We start from the raw sequence: 17,418 nt of genomic DNA, 5'->3' as shown, positions 1-17,418 counted from the left end.
TTTTGGCTAGCACTTGTAGAGCTTGACATTTAAGAATGTCGTTTTTCGTGCATGCTGAGGAATTTTCTCGGCAGCGGTTTTGATTGGATCAATTTTTCGTTTCCATTGGGCGCCAATGCTCGAGTTGACTTGTCGGTCACCGAAGTCTGCGATGATATCTTTCCCTCCTGCAATCAAATCGGGATTGTGAAGCGCTGCCAATGATGACATGGTTTCCTGCGTATGTTGTCTAGCAAGCGCTTTGGCTTCGTCAATGCTCATTGTGGCCGAGTATTCCTTTACTAGCCTAGAATGGAGTTGTCTTCTCAGTAATGAACGTGCTCGTTTCGCAACATGTGGATCCCGTTTTTTAGGATCAGCAACATTCTCCAAATATTCCTCAACCGTCAGCCGGTTCAACCCTCCTTCCTGCCCCTTCAACTGCCGCACAAACTCATCACCCTTCGACGCCGGCAATCGATCCGCCCTGAAACACTCCACCTCATGCACAGGCATGGTAGTCGATTTGCCCTTGCCTGGCCCTTCGTGGCGATCACCCGGTTTGGGGGACGAGGGCGACGCGTTTCCCTGGCCGGCTTCGACCCGCCGCGGCTCGGTGGCCTTCAGGTCAGGGTGGCGTTTGAGCTTGTCTTCATGCTTGAGCATCCACTGCGCGATCCTGCTGCCCCGTGCGCTGCGCTGCATGTCCTGGGCAAGCACCATTGCCGAACCGCCACCTCGTGTCAGGTAGGCGACGATCGCGCCGAGCAGCAGAACCACCACGGCTTCGTGGGACCGCGCAATGTCCCATGCGCCTTGCTGGGCCGCCGTGGGGTCGTCGTAAAAGGTGTTCAGTGGGTCGTTGGGCAGTTCTCGAGGGCCGCGCCACGCCGTGGCGATGCCGCGCACATACCCTTCGATGATGGCCGGGAGCCCGTCCATGAAAAACTCGGCGACCGATGCCAGGCCAAGGATGCTGAGCAGCCAGCCACCGGCTTGGGCGCCGATCAGCGCGCCGCTCGCCGCGCCTGGCACGGCGCCGATGCCCGCCGCGAAAAACCCTATGCCCCCACCGATCACGGCGCCGGTCACGGTGCTGCCGACGACGATCATGGCCATCTCGGCCACGACCTCGATCAGGTCGTCGAGGATGTCGTGGATATCGAGATCGGCGAAGCGCTTGAGCAACTGGTGGGCCGCTTCACGTTCGGCCAGGTCGCAGGCATGACGGACGCTCCTGATTCTGCGCCGGAGCAGATGAAGACTCGCACGGTGGGGTGAGCCGTGCGCGCTGAACGTGGGTGAGTACGGATCGGGATTGGCCGGGGCATGAACGTCGAACAGGTGTTCGATCTTGGCCTCCAGCGCCAGCCAGTCGAGAATCCATATCCCTGGGATCATGCGTCGCTCCTGCGCAATGTCAGTCGTTCAGGTAATAAGCAACCAAGCCGCTCTCTCTCGAGAGCGATCGATACTCGATAAGTCGATGTCAGGTTTATTCGCGTGCAGGCGCACACGTTCCGAACTCGGAATAAAGTTTTTGTTAACGGAAAAGTAATCGCCTGCACGGCAGTTAAACGAGGACGCCGCATTCAGCCGAAAGACTTAAGTAGCGGTCACATAAAGGCGGCGACAGTCAAAGCGTAAAGAAGGCTCTATACGCGTGGCAATCGTTTAAATGTAAAAGTCCGATATTTGGGAAAGGGACTACAAGGTCGTAGGAAAAGTAGAAGAATTCCTACAACAAAATTCCATAAGTTAAACGCGTTGTTGTTCGGGGACGTCAGCGCTTCCTGTCTCCACACGAAGCGCGCACCCGCAGCGGCGCCTCTTTACACCTGCGCCTTCGCCCGAACGTCACGCTCGTGCGTCTCGAGCCACTGCACCACCCGATCCGCGTTCATGGGGCGCGCGAACAGGAAGCCTTGCCCTTCGTCGCACCCCCATTCGGCCAGCAGCACGCGTTCGATATCGGTCTCGATGCCTTCGGCCACTACCTTGTATCCGGTCTTGCGTGCCAGGTTGATGATCGTCTTGACCAGGCGCTGGTCCTTTTCCTCGGTGGCGAGGTTGTGCACCAGCGTGCGGTCGACCTTGATGACTTCGGCAGGCAGGTCGCGCAGGTAGATCCAGTTGCTGTAACCCGAACCGAAGTCGTCGATGGCGATGCGCACGCCGGCCTGGCGCAGCCGTTGCAGCTGCGAGCACACCACCTCGGGCGAACGCATCAGCGAGCTTTCGGTGAGTTCGATCGAGAACGAGCCGCGGGGCAGAGCCTGCTCGTCCAGCAGGCCGATGATCAGGTCGGCCAGGCGGGTGTTCTCCAGGTCCGGCGCCGCCAGGTTGATGGCGATCGGCATGCGCAGGCCTTGCCGGTGCCAGGCGCCGGCCTGTTCGATGGCGGCCCGGGCCACGAGGCAACTGAGGTTTTCGATGAGCGCGGTCTTTTCCGCCAGGGGAATGAACTCGGCGGGAGAAATCACACCCAGCACCGGGTGCGTCCAGCGCAGCAAGGCTTCGACGCCGGTGCAGTGGCCGTCGCGCAGCGACACCTTGGGCTGGTAGTCGAGGCGGAACTGATCACCCGAATGGACGGCCACCGACAAGGCGCTCACCAGGTTCAGGGCGCGCTGTTGCGCAGCGTCGATCTCGGACTGGTAGAGCGTCCAGCCCAGACGCTTGGCGCGTGCGTTGTCGGAGGCGCCGACCACCAGGCGCACGTGGTCCTGGTCGAAGGGTGTGTCTCGACCGATGGGCAGGACGCCGATGCCGATGTTCATGTGCAAGGGAATGCCGTCGTTCACCAGCGGCTGGCTAAAGTGGTCGAGGATCAGCTGGTAGAGCGCCGGTCCGTCGCAGGGTTCTTCCAGCAACAGGCCGAAGCGGGTAGGGCTAACCTTGTACAACGCGTGCCGCAGGGGCAGCAAGGTCAGGAAGCGGTCGCGGATGGCCAGCATCATGTTGCTGGCGAAGGTGTAGCCGAACGCCTTGACCACGTCGTTCAGGGCCCTGGGCGAAATCACATCAATGGCCACCAGTTGCGTGGCCCGCTGCGCACGCATCGACAGCAAAATGTCCTGTTCGAGCTTGGAGCGGTTGTACAACCCGGTAGGCGGGTCGATGTACGAGGCCGCGCGCAGGTTGCTCAAGCGGATCATCACCAGCTCGGCCATGTGCTGTAGAAAGGCCGCCTGCTTTTCGTTCATGGCCCCGCGTGGCTGCGTGTCGGCCACGCACAGGCTGCCCAGCCCCAGCCCTTCGCTCGACAGGATCGGGAAGCCGGCGTAGTAGCGCAGCCCTGGGTCGTCGACCATCAAGGGATTGGTGGCGAAGCGCACGTCCTGCCAGGTGTCGAGCACTTCGAGCAGGCGCGGTTCGAGAATGGTGTAGGCACAGATCGCTTCGTCACGGGGCGCCGATTCGACCGCCAGGCCGATCTGGGCGCGAAAGATCTGGCGCTCGCTCTCGACGATGGAAATGAAGGCGATCGGCACCTCGAGCACGGAAGCGGTCATCGCCACGAGCTTGGCCAGGACCGGGTCTTCCTTGCTGCGCGCTTCGGCCTCCAGGTCCCTGAGCATGTTCAGCCGTGCGTCTTCATGCTCCGGCATCGGGCAATACGTCACTTCCATGGTTCATCCAGATGGCAATGCTTCTTCGCTACGGGTATCGGCGCGCCAGGGCCGATATGAAGGGCGCACTGACGGGCGGTCGTGCGTGGATCGAACTCGCTGGGCCGGCGGTGTCTCGAATCAGCATAGGCGTTACCACTCAAGAGGAGAACTGTCATGCCCTCTCCAGACGACCAGGGTTTGCCCCCGGTAGACCCGTTGCCCCATTCGAACAACCCGCTGAGCCCAGGCCGTGTCGACGTTCATCCCTCACGCGATGCTGGCGTGGAGCAGTTGCCCGACGATCACGATCACCGGCCCATCGACGGTGGCGACACACCGCTCGACCCGCAGCCGACGAATGAAGAAACCGACAACGCCGAGTTCGATGGTCAGCCCGATCCGCGCTGACCTGCGTATTGCGTGTGCTCTTTGGCCCGCTGATGCGGGCTTTTTTACGGCTGGAGCCTGGGCGAAGCGATCCACCTCCCGGTAATCGTCCGATTTGAACCTGACGCCTATTGCGCCACTCAACCTTTGGCGACACCGTGAACCGAACCCTGGCCCTGATGAGGTTTCCATGAACGCTATCGAACTGCTGGTCAACGATCACAAGACCGTGAAGAAGCTGCTGGAGGACCTGACCTCGACCACCGAGCGCGCCGTGAAGAAACGCGCCGAGTTGTTGGGCAAGCTGGACTACGAACTGCGGCTGCACACGCAACTGGAAGAAGAAATCCTCTACCCCGCATTCAAGAAGGCGGGCAAGAAAGAAGAAGCGACGATGTACTACGAGGCCAAGGAAGAGCACCGTACCGTCGACGCGCTGGTGCTGCCGGACCTGATGAAGACCGACACCGGCACCGTGGAGTTTTCCGGGCGCGCCAAGGTGATGAAGGAGCTGCTCGAGCACCACATCGAAGAAGAGGAAAGCGAGATGTTCCCCAAGGCGCGGGAGCTGTTCTCCGACGCCGAGCTGGAGACGCTGGGCCAGCAGATGGAGCAGTACAAGAAAGACTTCAAAGGCACCCAGCACGCCGCATGACCGGTCGATGCGCACGACAGCCCCTGGGCGTCGTGCGCATTGGCTCTGGTGTATGAAGCGCGCGGGCGCCGGGTCTCAACAGATCTACGCCTTCTTCGCACCTCTCAGCTTGCCTTGGCAAGACCGTACGCGACGCCCTCGGCCGTTGCCGCCGATTCAGGGTCATTGACGGCCTTGGCCAGCAACGCCACCTCCTGGCATTTCTGCACCGCGAACGCCAGCCAGCGCTTGGGCTCGTCGTTCGAACCTTGCAGCAGCGAGCACGACGGTGCCACCCACAGACGATCGCCCAGCCGTTCAGCGGCATGACGCAGGACACCCATCGCCTTGTCCACGTCGCACCCCTCGAGGTTACGGCCATCGACCAGACCCAGCGACAGCGTCTTGTAGGTGGGCAGGCGGTCCAGGAGGGTAGGGTACTGCTCCGGTGCGCACACCAGGTCGATGTGCAGGCCATCGACTGGCAGGTTGGCGGCCAGCCCCAGGTTGTCCTGCAGGCCACCGAAATAGGTGGTGATCAGCTTCTTCAACGGCGCGCGCTGAAGCAGGTTGTAGACGCGTTCGTAAGCATTCTTCCAAGCCTGGGGCAGGTCCAGGGCCAGGATCGGTTCGTCGATCTGCACCCACTCCACGCCCTGATCGGCCAGGCGATGGAAGATCTGGTCGTACAGCGGCAGCAGGCGCTCGACCAGGTCCAGCCTGTCGAAGGCCTCGTCCTGGGCTTTGCCCAGCCAGAGGTAGGTCAGCGGACCCAGGATCACTGGCTTGACGCTGTAGCCCAAGGCCTGGGCTTCATCCACCTCCTCGAACAGTTGCGTCCAGCTCAGCTGGAAGGCCTGGTCGGCACTGAAGACCGGGACTTGGTAGACATGGTCGGTGTCGAACCACGAGGCCGTTTCCTCAATCGGAGCCCCTTTGCCATCCACTGGATCGACCGACCCGCCGTGTGCCATGGCGAACAGCGTGTGCAGCGTCGCTGCGCCATCACCCTGGGGGCGAACGTACTCAGGGATCACGCCGAAGGTCAGCGAATGGGTCAGGACCTGATCATGCCAGGCGAAGTCGCCCACGGGCAGCAGGTCGATACCGGCCTCGCTCTGCGCCTGCCAGTGTGCGGCGCGCACTGCCTGGCCCATGGCCCGCAGGCCGGCTTCGTCGAGATTGCCCTGGCGAAAGGCCTCCTGGGCGCGTTTCAGTTCACGGTCGCGCCCGATGCGCGGGGATCCCAGGGTGTGTGCAACGGCCATGTGTCGAATCTCCAGTCAGATGTGCACAGTCTGCCGAGCCTTCGTGCCTGAGAAAATCTAATTAAATTCGCTTTGATCCTGAGCATTTCTAATGCAGCACGCGTGCTGCCTTCCAGGTACCGTTCAGGCACTGGACCCACGCCGGCCTTGAAACCCGTCGATCTCCCCTTAATATGTGTCGGCTACGGAGCAGGGGTAGTCTCACCCTCTGATCACGCGAACGCGCCCATCGAAGGGCCGTTCACAGACTAAACCCCGAAGAGGTACAGACGTTGGCCATCATCCACCCCAAAGTCCGCGGTTTCATCTGCACCACGACCCACCCGAAAGGCTGCGAACTCAACGTTCGTGACCAGATCGAGGCGACCCGCGCACTGGGCGTTCGTGAAGACGGGCCGAAGAAGGTCCTGGTGATCGGCGCCTCCAGCGGCTACGGCCTGGCCGCCCGCATCACCGCGGCATTCGGCTTCAAGGCCGACACCCTGGGCGTGTTCTTCGAAAAGCCAGGCACCGAGACCAAGCCCGGCACCGCCGGTTGGTACAACGCCGCAGCCTTCGACAAGTTCGCCAAGGAAGAAGGCCTGTACAGCAAGTCGATCAATGGCGATGCCTTCTCCGATGAAGCGCGGGCCAAGGTCATCGAGCTGATCAAGAACGACATGGGCGGCAAGGTCGACCTGGTGGTCTACTCCCTGGCCTCGCCCGTGCGCAAGCTGCCGAAGACCGGTGAGCTGGTGCGCTCGGCCCTCAAGCCGATCGGCGAGCCGTACACGTCGACCGCCATCGACACCAACAAGGACACCATCATCGAGGCCGCGATCGAGCCGGCCTCCGAACAGGAAATCCAGGACACCGTCACCGTCATGGGTGGCCAGGACTGGCAGCTGTGGATCGAGGCCCTGGCCGACGCCGGTGTCCTGGCCGAACAGGCCCGCACCGTGGCGTTCAGCTACATCGGTACCGAGATCACCTGGCCGATCTACTGGGACGGCGCCCTGGGCAAGGCCAAGCAGGACCTGGACGACACCGCGCTGCGCCTGGATGCCAAGCTGTCCGAGGCCATCGGCGGCGGCGCCAACGTGGCCGTGCTCAAGTCGGTGGTGACCCAGGCCAGCTCGGCCATCCCGGTCATGCCGCTGTACCTGTCCATGGTCTTCAAGGTGATGAAAGAGCAGGGCATCCACGAAGGTACCGGCGACCAGCTCAACCGCATGTTCCGCGACCGGCTGTACCGCACCGATGGCCAGCCAGGGGAAGTCGACGAGAAAGGCCGCCTGCGCCTGGACGACTGGGAGCTGCGCGACGACGTGCAGAACGCCTGCAAGGCCCTGTGGCCGCAGGTGACCACCGAGAACCTGTTCGAGCTGACCGACTACGCCGGCTACAAGCGTGAATTCCTGAACCTGTTCGGCTTCGAGCGCACCGATGTCGACTACGACCAGGACGTGGCGACCGACGTGCAGTTCGACTGCGTTCAGCTGTAAGCTTCACTCCGAACCCGCACGGCTTTCGAAGCGTGCGGGTTTTCTTTCGGTCTGAAACTAGTTGATACAAATTATTTCACGCCGCGCGCGAGCAATCCTCCCACTTCTGGCCTATACCGCTTCCTGGGGAAGTCGATTCAATCAGCTAGGGGAATACACATGGGAGCGAGTGCGCTACTGCAAAAGCTCAGGCAGAAAGGCCTGAAGCGTTCACTGAAGACGGCCTTCGAACGGTACGTGTTCTTTCACTGGGAACTGATCTGGACCGAGCGTGACCTGAGCATGCCGATCGAGCGGTTCAAACTGCGTGAGCACCCACCGCTCACCCGCCTCGACATCACCCCCGACAACGTGCACCGCTTTCAGAAGCATTTCGGTGATCGCGTGGGCGTCATGCGCGAGTTCGCCGAACAAGGCCATGTCGGGCACATGTGGATAGACGAAGCCGGTGACGTCGTTGGCGTAATGTGGTCGACCACTCAGGATTACTACGACAAGCACTACTACGGCTGTACGTTCAAGGTCGCGCCAGGCCAGTACTTCGCGCACAGCGGGGAACTGATCCGCCGTTACTACGGCACGCGTCTGTCGCAGACCGCGCAGCTGACCATGTGGGAATGCATGCGCGAGAAGGGCTGCACGACGACGATCGACGTGGTCGAAAGCCACAACGTGCCGGCCATGCGTCTGCACATGCGCATGGGCTATGTCGAAATGGGGCGGATCACCCACGTGTACGGGCTGTTCGGGCGCTGGCGCCTGTTCCGCGAAACGACCTACGAGGGTTCGCGTCTGGAGCAGCTGTGCCGGCCCTTGCTGCGCGGCGTGGCGGCGGCGTGAAAGCCGATGGGCCTGGGTGTGCCCCAGGCCAAGGCTCACGCAACCGCTGTCAGGCCAGACGTTCCAGAGGCGGCGTGACGAAGGTGACACCGGCCAGGCCATGGGCGATCAGCGCCCGGATGTTGGCATGGTCGCTACCGTCCGGCGTGGCCTGCACGCTGCGATAGTGTTCGCCGAACGCCAGCAAGGCTTCCTGGTCGCTCAGGCCCTCGAGCACGGCCAGGCCCAGGGTCTTGCAGGAGCCTTCGTTCTGCCCGGCAGCGTTGTGCACGCCCCCGTTGTCGAAGGCTTGCGGCGTGTAGCGGTAGTGCTCGGCGATGAACGCCAGCGTGTCGGCGAAGGCATGCTCGCCGGTGGTCAGGCGGGCGCGCAGGGTAGCCAGGTCAGTCACGGGGTTTTCCTTTTTCGAAGGCCGCCTGTTGGGCAGGGCTGGCGTCGGTCTGATAACGGTCTTTCCACTCGGCATAGGGCATGCCGTACACCGCTTCGCGGGCATCGTCCAGGCTCAGGTCGAGCTGCTGCTCGTCGGCGGCGGCCTTGTACCACTTCGACAGGCAATTGCGGCAGAAGCCCGACAGGTTCATCAGGTCGATGTTCTGCACATCGGTGCGATGACGCAGGTGTTCGACCAGGCGACGAAACGCGGCGGCCTCGAGTTCGAGCTGTTGTTGGGGTGTCATGGGCGACCTCCTAGGCGATTCGATTCTTCAGATGGCGGCCACCGTTGATGACCACCTGGCTTCCGGTGCTGTAGCGACTTTCGAGCAAAAACATCACGGCGTCGACCAAGGGGCCCGCGCCCGGCTCGAATTCCAGCAGGGCTTTCTTCAGGGCCTGTTCTCGGTACGCCTGGTCGCCGTCTTCCTTGAAGATCAGCAACCCCGGCAGGATACCGTTGACCCGCACGCCGGGCGCGTACTTCTCGGCGAACGACAGCACCATGTTCTGCAGGGCGGCCTTGGTCGCGGCATAGCCGATGTGGCTCTTGCTGCCCCGTGACGAGGTCTCGTCGCAGACATGGATGATGTCGGCCTTCTCGACCTTCGCCAGCTGGTCGCCCAGCGCCAGGTTGAGGTGATAGGGCGCCTCGACGTGCAGCTGGAACATGGTCTGCAGGTTGTCCAGACCGTCGTCCAGCCAGAGCGACGCGTTGTGCACGATCGCGCGCAGGCCGGGGTAGTCGTTGCGCAGATGGTCGATCAGCGCCTGGCGCTCGGCCGCCACGCACAGGTCGGCCTGGAACGGGATGATGTTCGGGTGTGCGGCGTCGGTGCCGATGCTGCGGCTGGTGCTGACCACGGTATGGCCGGCCTTGGCCAGCGCGAGTGCCAGGGCCAGCCCGACCCGCTGACTGGCGCCGGTGACGAGAATGGGGCTGTTCATGTGCTGGGTGGTCAACGCTGTCTGCTCAGTGGGAAGGTCGTCGAGCATAACCGAAGTGCAGGGCCTCGCGCAGGCGTGCCGGCCTCACTCCAGCAACGGGTCATGCACGTCCGGGTGCACGCGTCGGTGCGCCTGGAGGATGTAGTCACGCAGGCGCTCGATCTCGTCTTCGGCGCTTTCGCTCAGGTCGTAGGCCGCCAGGCGGCTGTCGATCTGCCGACGCTTGAGGCCGCGCAGACGAATCGGTAGCTCGCCCGGCGGTGCGAAGCGCATGTTGAAGCGCGTGGGCGTCCTGGCGGTGCCCTGGGCTTCCAGCAGCACCCCTTTGAACGAGATGTCGCGCACCCACAGTCGGCTGGCACGGTCACGGTCGTCGAGCAGGGCGACAGGTGTCTCCAGCGTCAGGCGCCACGGCCGCAACATGGGCCCGTCTTCGTAGATGTCGGGCATGCCCAGTTGCAGGTGCAGCGTGTGGAATTCATCTTCCACCAGGTGCAGGGGGAAGCTGATCTGCTGATTGTTGATGTGCGCCTGCAAGGTGACCTGTTCATGGCCGACCAGGCGCGTGAGCAGGTCCTGGACCCGACGATCGCCATCCACGCGCAAGCCAGGCCCCGCATCGGTCGAACCGGGCTGGGGAAGGCGCTGCATGTCCAGGATGAAGTCCAGCTCATCCTGAGTGAGAAGGTTGTCTGACATGGTCGAACCCGAAGACACTCATCAAGTGCGGCGATCGCACGGACGAGTCGTGCAATCGCGGTAGCGTTGAAACACTGCCCAGTCCTCGTCGGCCGGGCGCCGGCTGCCGCCACGCGAACGATCGCTCGGCGTATCCTGGGGCAGCATGGCGGACATCATAGCCCATGACATGTGAAGACCGTGTTCATGCATTGGCCTTTTGCTATCGACGAATACGCGTATCCTACGGTTTCACTCTGTTCGGAATCTTCACCTGATGAAAGTCGCCATCATTTCAGGAACGGTCTACGGCACCGCCGAGGACGTCGCTCGTCATGCCGCCACACGGCTGAACACGGCAGGCTTCGAGACCTGGCATTCGCCGCGCGGCACGCTCGCCGACATCCAGGCATTCGCCCCCGATGCGTTGCTGGCGGTCACCTCGACCACCGGCATGGGCGAGTTACCCGACGACCTGATGCCCCTGTACGACAGCCTGCGCGACACCTTGCCAAGCCAATGGCGAGGCCTGCCGGGCGGCGTCATCGCGCTGGGCGATTCGAGCTATGGCGATACCTATTGTGGCGGCGGCGAGCAGCTGCGCGAGCTGTATGCCGAGCTTGGCGTGCAGGAGGTCGTGCCCATGCTGCGTCTGGATGCCAGCGAGACGGTCGACCAGGAGACCGACGCCGAGCCTTGGCTGGATGACTTCGTCCAGGCGCTGAAAGGCTGACCGGGATTTCGATCTGCCATAAAAAAAGCCGCTGTCCAAGGCAGCGGCCAATCGAGACGACAGATCAAGGAGCTTCAAAATCCGCGTCGAGGTACCCATCGGCGGGGGTAAAGAGGGGGAATAGTCACCCCTGCCGATCAGTCGGGCCAGCATAAGCGCTTGAGCGCAAAGGAAATACCGCTGCTTTTGACATTCACTGTTGCACGGCAGGCAACAGTCCGCTTCGCAGCAGGCGCGTTCTCGCTCACGCCTCCACACCGTCCTCGGCCTGGTAGCCCATCCGCCAACTGGTCGCCTGGGCGGCTGCCAGCAAGCGCCGGGCGGCCGGGCCGCGCTCGTCGGCATCGAAAGTCGAGGCCGGGCCGACCACGGTCATGACCGCAGCGATCTGCCCCCGCGCATCGAGAATGGGCGCCGACAGCGCATCGACCCCTGGCAGCAACGAGCCATGCACATGGTGCAGGCCGCGCTCACGAATCGTCTGCAATGTGCGCAAGGGTTGCGTGTCGTCCTCGAACGCCTTCAAGGCCTCCTTGAGCAGGCTGGCGGTCTGGTGCTCGGGCAGGTAGGCCGCGAATACCAGGCCGGTCGAAGACGACAGCAGCGGCAGCACCGAGCCGATCTGGGTCACCAGCGTCACCGCACGCGCGGCCGGCTCGATGCTGACCACCGTTGCGCCCTGATTGCCCCAGACGGCGAGAAAGCAGGTCTCGTTGAGGTCATCGCGCAACTGCGCCAGCGGCAGCGCCGCCACTTTCAGCACATTGATACTGCCCAAGGCTGCCAGGCCGACACGCAAGGCTTCACGGCCGAGCGCGTAGTGGTTGGTGGCGACCTCCTGCTCGGCGAAACCGCTGGCGATGAGCGCCTGAAGGTACCGATGGACCTTGCTTGCGGGCATGCCGACGTGTTCGGCCAGGCGCGACAGCGAGGTCGAAGGCGCCAGCTGGGCCAGGGCCTTGAGGATGTCGGTGCCGGTTTCGGCAGAACGTACCTTTTGCTTGCCCGTGTCGGGAACGGAATTGACGTTGGCCATGGGCAGGGCGTCCAGTGAGTCAGGGGCCGCCTTTATAGCTTGACGACCAGCGCCGAGCAAATTACGTTTATCGTAATCTGTTTACGATAAAAACAACGCGCGCGTACGACGCTTCGACGTGTCAGTGCGAGCACCCACCCGCAGCTGGGCTTTCCGGCGCACGGAGGTACAGATGACAGCCAGCGCGTCTTCGGACATTCGCTACCAGAGCGGCTGGGGCAACGAGTTCGCCAGCGAGGCGCTTCCCGGTGCCTTGCCCGTCGGGCAGAACTCGCCCCAGCGAGCGCCCTATGGGCTCTACGCCGAGCAACTTTCGGGTACCGCCTTCACCCTGCCGCGCACCGAACAGCGGCGCAGCTGGCTGTACCGCATCCGCCCCTCCGCCTTGCACCCGCGTTTCGAGCGCCTGGCCCACCAGCCCCTGGCCGATGCTGCGGGGCAGGGCACGCCGAATCGCTTGCGCTGGGGGCCCCATCCAGTACCCGACGCGCCGACCGACTTCCTCGACGGATGGCTGCCGATGGCGGCCACGGCGGCGGCCGACCAGGCTGCGGGCGTCAGCGTGTCGCTGTACTGTGCCAACCGCTCCATGGAGCGGGTGTGCTACAACGCCGACGGCGAGTTGCTGCTGGTGCCGGAGCTGGGGCGCCTGCGGGTGGTGACCGAACTGGGCGTGCTGCAGGTCGAGCCCTTGCAGATCCTGGTCCTGCCCAGGGGGCTGAAGTTTCGGGTCGAGCTGCTCGACGCCCAGGCGCGCGGCTACATCGCCGAGAACCACGGGGTGCCCTTGCGGCTGCCGGACCTCGGGCCGATCGGCAGCAATGGTCTGGCCAATCCGCGCGACTTCCTGGCGCCCGTGGCCGCCTACGAAGACCTCGAGCGGCCCACGCAATTGGTGCAGAAATACCTGGGCACGTTCTGGGCCTGCGAGCTCGGGCACTCGCCCCTGGATGTGGTGGCCTGGCATGGCAACAACGTGCCGTACACCTATGACCTGCGCCGCTTCAATACCCTGGGCACGGTCAGCTTCGACCATCCCGATCCGTCGATCTTCACCGTGCTGACCTCGCCGAGCAGCGTGCCTGGCATGGCCAACCTGGATTTCGTGATCTTCCCACCCCGCTGGATGGTGGCGCAGAACACCTTCCGGCCGCCCTGGTTCCACCGCAACCTGATGAACGAATTCATGGGCCTGATCCAGGGCGCCTACGACGCCAAGGCCGAGGGCTTCCTGCCCGGCGGCGCCTCATTGCACCCTTGCATGAGCGCTCACGGGCCGGATGCCGAGACCTGCGCCCGGGCGATCGCCGCCGAGCTGCAGCCGCAGTACCTGGAGCACACCATGGCCTTCATGTTCGAGACCTCCCAGGTCTTGCGCCCCAGCCGCCAGGCCCTGGACAGCCCACAGTTGCAACCCGACTACGACCAGTGCTGGGCGACCCTGCCCCGCACCTTCACCCCGGACCGGAGATGATCGATGAGCCAGACCGCCGTTGCCCGCAGCTGGGTCGAACATGCCAACGGCCATGCCGACTTTCCTTTGCAGAACCTGCCGCTGGGCATCTTCAGCCGACCGGGCGAGGCGCCGCGCTGCGGCGTGGCCATCGGTGACGCGATTCTCGACCTGGAGGCCGTCTCGGCAGCAGGCCTGCTCGAGGGCGCGGCCCGGACGGCCGTAGCGGCAACGCGGGACGGTACCCTGAATGGGCTGTTCGCCCTGGGTGCCGCACCACGGGTGGCGCTGCGCGAGCGCTTGCAGGTGCTATTGGGCGAGCACAGCGAGCACCGCCGCGAGCTGGAGGGTGCCCTGTATCCCATGGGCGATTGCCAGCTGCACCTGCCGGCACGCGTCGGCGACTACACCGATTTCTATGTGGGTCTGCAGCATGCCACCAACGTCGGCAAACTGTTCCGCCCGGACAACCCCTTGCTGCCCAACTACAAGCATGTGCCCATCGCCTACCACGGACGCGCCTCGACCCTGCGGCCCTCGGGGACGGCGGTGCAGCGTCCCTGCGGGCAGACACTGCCGGCCGGGCAGGCCACGCCGGTGTTCGGCCCGAGCGCCAAGCTGGACTACGAACTCGAACTGGGTATCTGGATCGGGCCAGGCAATGCCCTGGGTGAGGCGATCCCGATCGCCGAGGCAGGGCAGCACCTGGCCGGCCTGTGTCTGCTCAACGACTGGTCGGCGCGGGACATCCAGGCCTGGGAATACCAGCCGCTGGGGCCGTTCCTGTCCAAGAGCTTCATGACCAGCGTGTCGCCCTGGGTCGTCACCGCCGAAGCACTGGCACCGTTCCGGCGCGCGCAGCCCGTGCGCTCTGCCGACGATCCGCAACCGCTGCCGTACCTGTTCGATACCCAGGACCAGGCCCAGGGCGCGTTCGACATCGAGCTGGAGGTGCTGTTGCTGACCGAGCGCATGCGCGCCTCGGGGCTGCCGGCCCACCGCCTGGCGCGCAGCCAGGCGTCGAGCATGTACTGGACCGTGGCGCAGATGATCGCCCACCACAGCGTCAACGGGTGCCAGTTGCAGCCTGGGGACCTGTTCGGCACTGGCACGTTGTCCGGCACGGAGGCTGACGCGTTCGGCAGCCTGCTGGAAACGACCGAGGGCGGCAAGCAGGCGGTCGAATTGGCGAACGGCGAACGGCGACAGTTTCTCGAGGACGGCGACGAGGTCATCCTGCGTGCACGCTGCGTGCGTGAGGGACAGGTCAGCATCGGCTTCGGCGAGTGCCGTGGCAGGGTCATGCCAGCACGTTGAGGGCTTGGGTATGGAGCTGTTCACCTACTACCGCTCGACCGCGTCGTACCGAGTGCGCATCGCCCTGGCGCTCAAGGGGCTGCAAGCCCAGGTGTTGCCGGTGAACCTGCTGATGGGCGAGCAGCAGGACGCTGGTTATCTGGGGATCAACCCGCAAGGCCGCGTGCCGGCCCTGCGTCTGGAGACAGGCCAGGTCCTGACGCAATCCATGGCCATCCTCGACTATCTGGAAGAACGCTGGCCCACGCCGCCGCTTCTGCCCGCCGACCTGCTGGCGCGCGCCCAGGCGCGCAGCATCGCCGGGGCGATCGGGTGTGACGTCCACCCCTTGCACAATGTGGCTGTCCTGCGATGGTTGCGAGGGCATGGGGTGGAGGAGACCGACGTGCAGGCCTGGATCACGCACTGGATTGGTCGTGGACTGGTGGCCGTGGAGCAGATGCTGGGCGAGGAGGGGTACTGTCTTGGCCCCACACCCGGGTGGGCGGATGTGTTCGTGGTGCCGCAGGTATATGCGGCCCAGCGCTTCGGCGTGGGGCTGGAGGCCTGTCCGCGTATCCAGCGGGTAGTCGCGCTGGCGGAACGGCATCCGGCCTTCATCGCCGCCCATCCGCAGGCACAAGCGGACACACCGAGCTGACCTGATAGACCCATGTCACCCTTTGTGGGATCTGACGGACCAGCCCAGCCCTCTGTGGGAGCGGGCTTGCCCGCGATGCAGGCGGCGACGGTCTGGACGCTATCGCGGGCAAGCCCGCTCCCACAAGCTGCTTGCGCAGCCACGCCTACACCGACGGCTGCTGAGATCTGGGTGGGAGCTGGCTTGCCAGCGATAGGGCCCTGTCAGGCGCCGCCTGCATCGCGGGCAAGCTCGCTCCCACAAGCTGCTTGCGCAGCCACGCCTACACCGACGGTTGCAGAGATCTGGGTGGGAGCTGGCTTGCCAGCGATAGGGCCCTGTCAGGCGCCGTCTGCATCGCGGGCAAGCCCGCTCCCACAAGCTGCTTGCGCAGCCATGCCTACACCGATGGCTGCTGAGATCTGGGTGGGAGCTGGCTTGCCAGCGATAGGGCCCTGTCAGGCGCCGCCTGCATCGCGGGCAAGCCCGCTCCCACAAGCTGCTTGCGCAGCCATGCCTACACCGATGGCGGCAGAGATCTGGGTGGGAGTCCGCCCGCCGCCTTGGCGCCGCACTGTCGCGCAGAGAACAGGGCGATAGCTGGCAGGATCCGGAGCTTTATTGCTAATCGATTTAGGGCCGCTTTGCGGCCCATCGCGGCCGGTCCGGCGCCCCGGCAGGGGCCGCTCCTACACCCGTAGCCCCATCGCGGGGTTGCAGGCTATCGCGGCCACCTGTGGGCCCCTGTGCCGCGATTGGGCCCTGTCAGGCGCCGCTTGCATCGTGGGCAAGCCCACACAAGATCCTGCGATAGCCTGCAACGTCGTAATACGGCTACGGGTGTGGGGGCGGTCCCTGCCGAGGCGCCAGACCGGCCACGATTGGGCGCAGAAGACCCACGAAGCCCGCCTGCAAGCATACCCATCAGTGGCACCGCTCAGCCCCCCATCACGACCCAGCCTCAATGAAGCGAATGCCCCGTCACCGGCAGGCGTCCCAGCCGTTCGCTCAACCGCAACCGCTGCACCGGGTCATCGCTCAGCAACAAGGCGCGCTCCAGGTCGAACCGCTCTGCCTCGGGGCACTCCAGCCGCTGGTAGAGGATGGCCCGCGCCACATAGTCCGCCGCCGTCGGCGCTCCCAGCTGCATGACCCGCTCGGCATCCACCAGCGCGGCCAAGGGCTGATCGTTGTCGGCATGCAACTGGCGCAGGTTGCGCGACAGGCGCTGCAGCATCTGCCGAGGCGTGGCGGCCTGCAGGTGGTCGGCGCTGAGGGTCACCTGCGCGCCGTACTGGCGGGCCAGCAGGTCGCGGCAGTCGACCGGGTACAGGCGCCGGCCGCCGCAGGGGTCGAGCAGGTAGTCGGCACCGGGCACCCGCAGCAGGAAATGCCCCGGAAAATTCACACCCTCGAGCGCGATATCCAGACGCCGCGCCAGTTCCAGGGCAAGGATCGCCAACGGCAGTGGTTGGCCTCGGCGCCTGAGCAGCACCTGGTCCAGCAGGGCAGCATGGGGCCGTAGGGGGAACTGCTCGTCCTGTTGAAAACCAAGCGCATTGAGCTGGCGCAGCAGCAGTTGGGCGAGTTCGGCCGCCGGCAACGCAGGCAGGTGAACCTGCACCTCGTGCTGAACGTGTTGAACGTGCCGCAGCCAGGCCTCGGGGACGACCTCTCGGTCATGTTCGGCAGCAACCCACAGGGCGGCCTCGACCAGGTTCGGCGGATCGTGTTGCAGACAGTCCAGGCAAGCGTGACGTGGATTCATGAGGCATCTCCCGACGTCTTAACTATTAGCTGTCGGGCCCCGGTTCGTCCAGTGAACAGGCGCGGGTGCTCCTGATCTCACGCGTGCGCCTCGACTCGATTCGCTCAGGGCAGAGGGCATCTGCCGTATTCGTCACAGCTCCTCCACGGCAGTGAAGCGCTACACGTCGAAAGAAACACTCATCGTGAATGACGCGTGCTACCAGATTCGTTCAACACTTCAAAA

16 protein-coding genes and 1 pseudogene are annotated in these 17,418 nt (G+C 64.2%); 8 read left to right on the top strand and 9 right to left on the bottom strand.

Annotated features, from left to right (window positions below):
- Positions 1-6: 6 nt before the first annotated feature.
- Positions 7-1,377, bottom strand: coding sequence for a hypothetical protein (locus APT63_16985; protein ID AMA47933.1), 1,371 nt, complete (start codon positions 1,375-1,377; stop codon positions 7-9).
- 434 nt (positions 1,378-1,811) lie between these two features.
- Positions 1,812-3,560, bottom strand: a complete 1,749-nt coding sequence (locus APT63_16980) for a hypothetical protein (GenBank protein AMA47932.1) — start codon at positions 3,558-3,560, stop codon at positions 1,812-1,814.
- A gap of 207 nt (positions 3,561-3,767) precedes the next feature.
- Between APT63_16980 and APT63_16975 the strand changes: the two genes are divergently transcribed.
- Both APT63_16975 and APT63_16970 read left to right on the top strand, forming a co-directional pair.
- Positions 3,768-4,001, top strand: coding sequence for a hypothetical protein (locus APT63_16975; GenBank protein ID AMA47180.1), 234 nt, complete (start codon positions 3,768-3,770; stop codon positions 3,999-4,001).
- Positions 4,002-4,170: 169 nt separating this feature from the next.
- Positions 4,171-4,635 carry a hemerythrin gene (locus APT63_16970; protein AMA47179.1) on the top strand — a complete coding sequence of 155 codons (465 nt, stop codon included), beginning with the start codon at positions 4,171-4,173 and terminating at the stop codon, positions 4,633-4,635.
- Positions 4,636-4,745: 110 nt separating this feature from the next.
- On the opposite strand, the pseudogene APT63_16965 reads toward APT63_16970, so the two are convergent.
- Positions 4,746-5,882 (bottom strand): annotated as a pseudogene (locus APT63_16965) (5-methyltetrahydropteroyltriglutamate--homocysteine methyltransferase).
- 272 nt (positions 5,883-6,154) lie between these two features.
- Between APT63_16965 and APT63_16960 the strand changes: the two are divergent.
- Positions 6,155-7,366 (top strand): trans-2-enoyl-CoA reductase, encoded by a 1,212-nt coding sequence (locus tag APT63_16960; GenBank protein ID AMA47178.1) that lies wholly within the window; start codon positions 6,155-6,157, stop codon positions 7,364-7,366.
- Positions 7,367-7,525: 159 nt separating this feature from the next.
- The gene (locus tag APT63_16955; protein AMA47177.1) at positions 7,526-8,206 is read left to right on the top strand and encodes a hypothetical protein; all 681 of its coding nucleotides are present in this window, start codon (positions 7,526-7,528) and stop codon (positions 8,204-8,206) included.
- Between the two features lie 49 nt (positions 8,207-8,255).
- On the opposite strand, the gene APT63_16950 is transcribed toward APT63_16955, so the two are convergent.
- Genes APT63_16950 through APT63_16935 form a run of 4 tightly spaced genes read right to left on the bottom strand, consistent with a single transcriptional unit; the run spans position 8,256 to position 10,288 of the window.
- Positions 8,256-8,597 carry a HopJ type III effector protein gene (locus APT63_16950; GenBank protein AMA47176.1) on the bottom strand — a complete coding sequence of 114 codons (342 nt, stop codon included), beginning with the start codon at positions 8,595-8,597 and terminating at the stop codon, positions 8,256-8,258.
- Positions 8,590-8,886: a cell division protein DedD gene (locus APT63_16945; protein ID AMA47175.1), complete on the bottom strand. Its 297-nt coding sequence runs from the start codon at positions 8,884-8,886 to the stop codon at positions 8,590-8,592. The genes APT63_16950 and APT63_16945 overlap by 8 nt, the downstream gene beginning before the upstream one ends.
- A gap of 10 nt (positions 8,887-8,896) precedes the next feature.
- A complete protein-coding gene (locus APT63_16940) occupies positions 8,897-9,637 on the bottom strand; it encodes a dienelactone hydrolase (GenBank protein AMA47174.1) in 741 nt (246 codons plus the stop codon).
- Between the two features lie 36 nt (positions 9,638-9,673).
- Positions 9,674-10,288, bottom strand: coding sequence for a hypothetical protein (locus tag APT63_16935; GenBank protein ID AMA47173.1), 615 nt, complete (start codon positions 10,286-10,288; stop codon positions 9,674-9,676).
- A gap of 256 nt (positions 10,289-10,544) precedes the next feature.
- On the opposite strand from APT63_16935, the gene APT63_16930 reads away from it, so the two are divergent.
- The gene (locus APT63_16930; protein AMA47172.1) at positions 10,545-11,000 is read left to right on the top strand and encodes a flavodoxin; all 456 of its coding nucleotides are present in this window, start codon (positions 10,545-10,547) and stop codon (positions 10,998-11,000) included.
- 244 nt (positions 11,001-11,244) lie between these two features.
- On the opposite strand, the gene APT63_16925 is transcribed toward APT63_16930, so the two are convergent.
- Complete coding sequence (locus APT63_16925) at positions 11,245-12,036, bottom strand: IclR family transcriptional regulator (protein AMA47171.1); 792 nt, start codon at positions 12,034-12,036, stop codon at positions 11,245-11,247.
- A 172-nt stretch (positions 12,037-12,208) separates the two neighbouring features.
- On the opposite strand from APT63_16925, the gene APT63_16920 reads away from it, so the two are divergent.
- From APT63_16920 to APT63_16910, 3 genes are read left to right on the top strand one after another with little or no spacing between them, the layout of a single operon-like run.
- Positions 12,209-13,510, top strand: coding sequence for a homogentisate 1,2-dioxygenase (locus tag APT63_16920; protein ID AMA47170.1), 1,302 nt, complete (start codon positions 12,209-12,211; stop codon positions 13,508-13,510).
- A gap of 3 nt (positions 13,511-13,513) precedes the next feature.
- Complete coding sequence (locus APT63_16915; protein AMA47169.1) at positions 13,514-14,806, top strand: fumarylacetoacetase; 1,293 nt, start codon at positions 13,514-13,516, stop codon at positions 14,804-14,806.
- Between the two features lie 10 nt (positions 14,807-14,816).
- Complete coding sequence (locus APT63_16910; GenBank protein ID AMA47168.1) at positions 14,817-15,446, top strand: maleylacetoacetate isomerase; 630 nt, start codon at positions 14,817-14,819, stop codon at positions 15,444-15,446.
- Positions 15,447-16,386: 940 nt separating this feature from the next.
- Here APT63_16910 and APT63_16905 read toward each other — a convergent pair.
- A complete protein-coding gene (locus tag APT63_16905; GenBank protein AMA47167.1) occupies positions 16,387-17,193 on the bottom strand; it encodes a hypothetical protein in 807 nt (268 codons plus the stop codon).
- Positions 17,194-17,418: the final 225 nt, after the last annotated feature.

This window comes from Pseudomonas monteilii (genome assembly GCA_001534745.1).
Lineage (GTDB): Bacteria > Pseudomonadota > Gammaproteobacteria > Pseudomonadales > Pseudomonadaceae > Aquipseudomonas > Aquipseudomonas alabamensis.
This window is presented reverse-complemented; position numbering and strand designations above follow the sequence as displayed.

Bases quoted from the DNA above. Each gene is read 5' to 3' on its own strand.
- APT63_16980 (AMA47932.1), bottom strand. From the start codon at position 3,560: ATGCTCAGGGACCTGGAGGCCGAAGCGCGCAGCAAGGAAGACCCGGTC.
- APT63_16975 (AMA47180.1), top strand. From the start codon at position 3,768: ATGCCCTCTCCAGACGACCAGGGTTTGCCCCCGGTAGACCCGTTGCCC.
- APT63_16970 (AMA47179.1), top strand. From the start codon at position 4,171: ATGAACGCTATCGAACTGCTGGTCAACGATCACAAGACCGTGAAGAAG.
- APT63_16955 (AMA47177.1), top strand. From the start codon at position 7,526: ATGGGAGCGAGTGCGCTACTGCAAAAGCTCAGGCAGAAAGGCCTGAAG.
- APT63_16945 (AMA47175.1), bottom strand. From the start codon at position 8,886: ATGACACCCCAACAACAGCTCGAACTCGAGGCCGCCGCGTTTCGTCGC.
- APT63_16940 (AMA47174.1), bottom strand. From the start codon at position 9,637: ATGCTCGACGACCTTCCCACTGAGCAGACAGCGTTGACCACCCAGCAC.
- APT63_16935 (AMA47173.1), bottom strand. From the start codon at position 10,288: ATGTCAGACAACCTTCTCACTCAGGATGAGCTGGACTTCATCCTGGAC.
- APT63_16930 (AMA47172.1), top strand. From the start codon at position 10,545: ATGAAAGTCGCCATCATTTCAGGAACGGTCTACGGCACCGCCGAGGAC.
- APT63_16925 (AMA47171.1), bottom strand. From the start codon at position 12,036: ATGGCCAACGTCAATTCCGTTCCCGACACGGGCAAGCAAAAGGTACGT.
- APT63_16920 (AMA47170.1), top strand. From the start codon at position 12,209: ATGACAGCCAGCGCGTCTTCGGACATTCGCTACCAGAGCGGCTGGGGC.
- APT63_16915 (AMA47169.1), top strand. From the start codon at position 13,514: ATGAGCCAGACCGCCGTTGCCCGCAGCTGGGTCGAACATGCCAACGGC.
- APT63_16910 (AMA47168.1), top strand. From the start codon at position 14,817: ATGGAGCTGTTCACCTACTACCGCTCGACCGCGTCGTACCGAGTGCGC.
- APT63_16905 (AMA47167.1), bottom strand. From the start codon at position 17,193: ATGAATCCACGTCACGCTTGCCTGGACTGTCTGCAACACGATCCGCCG.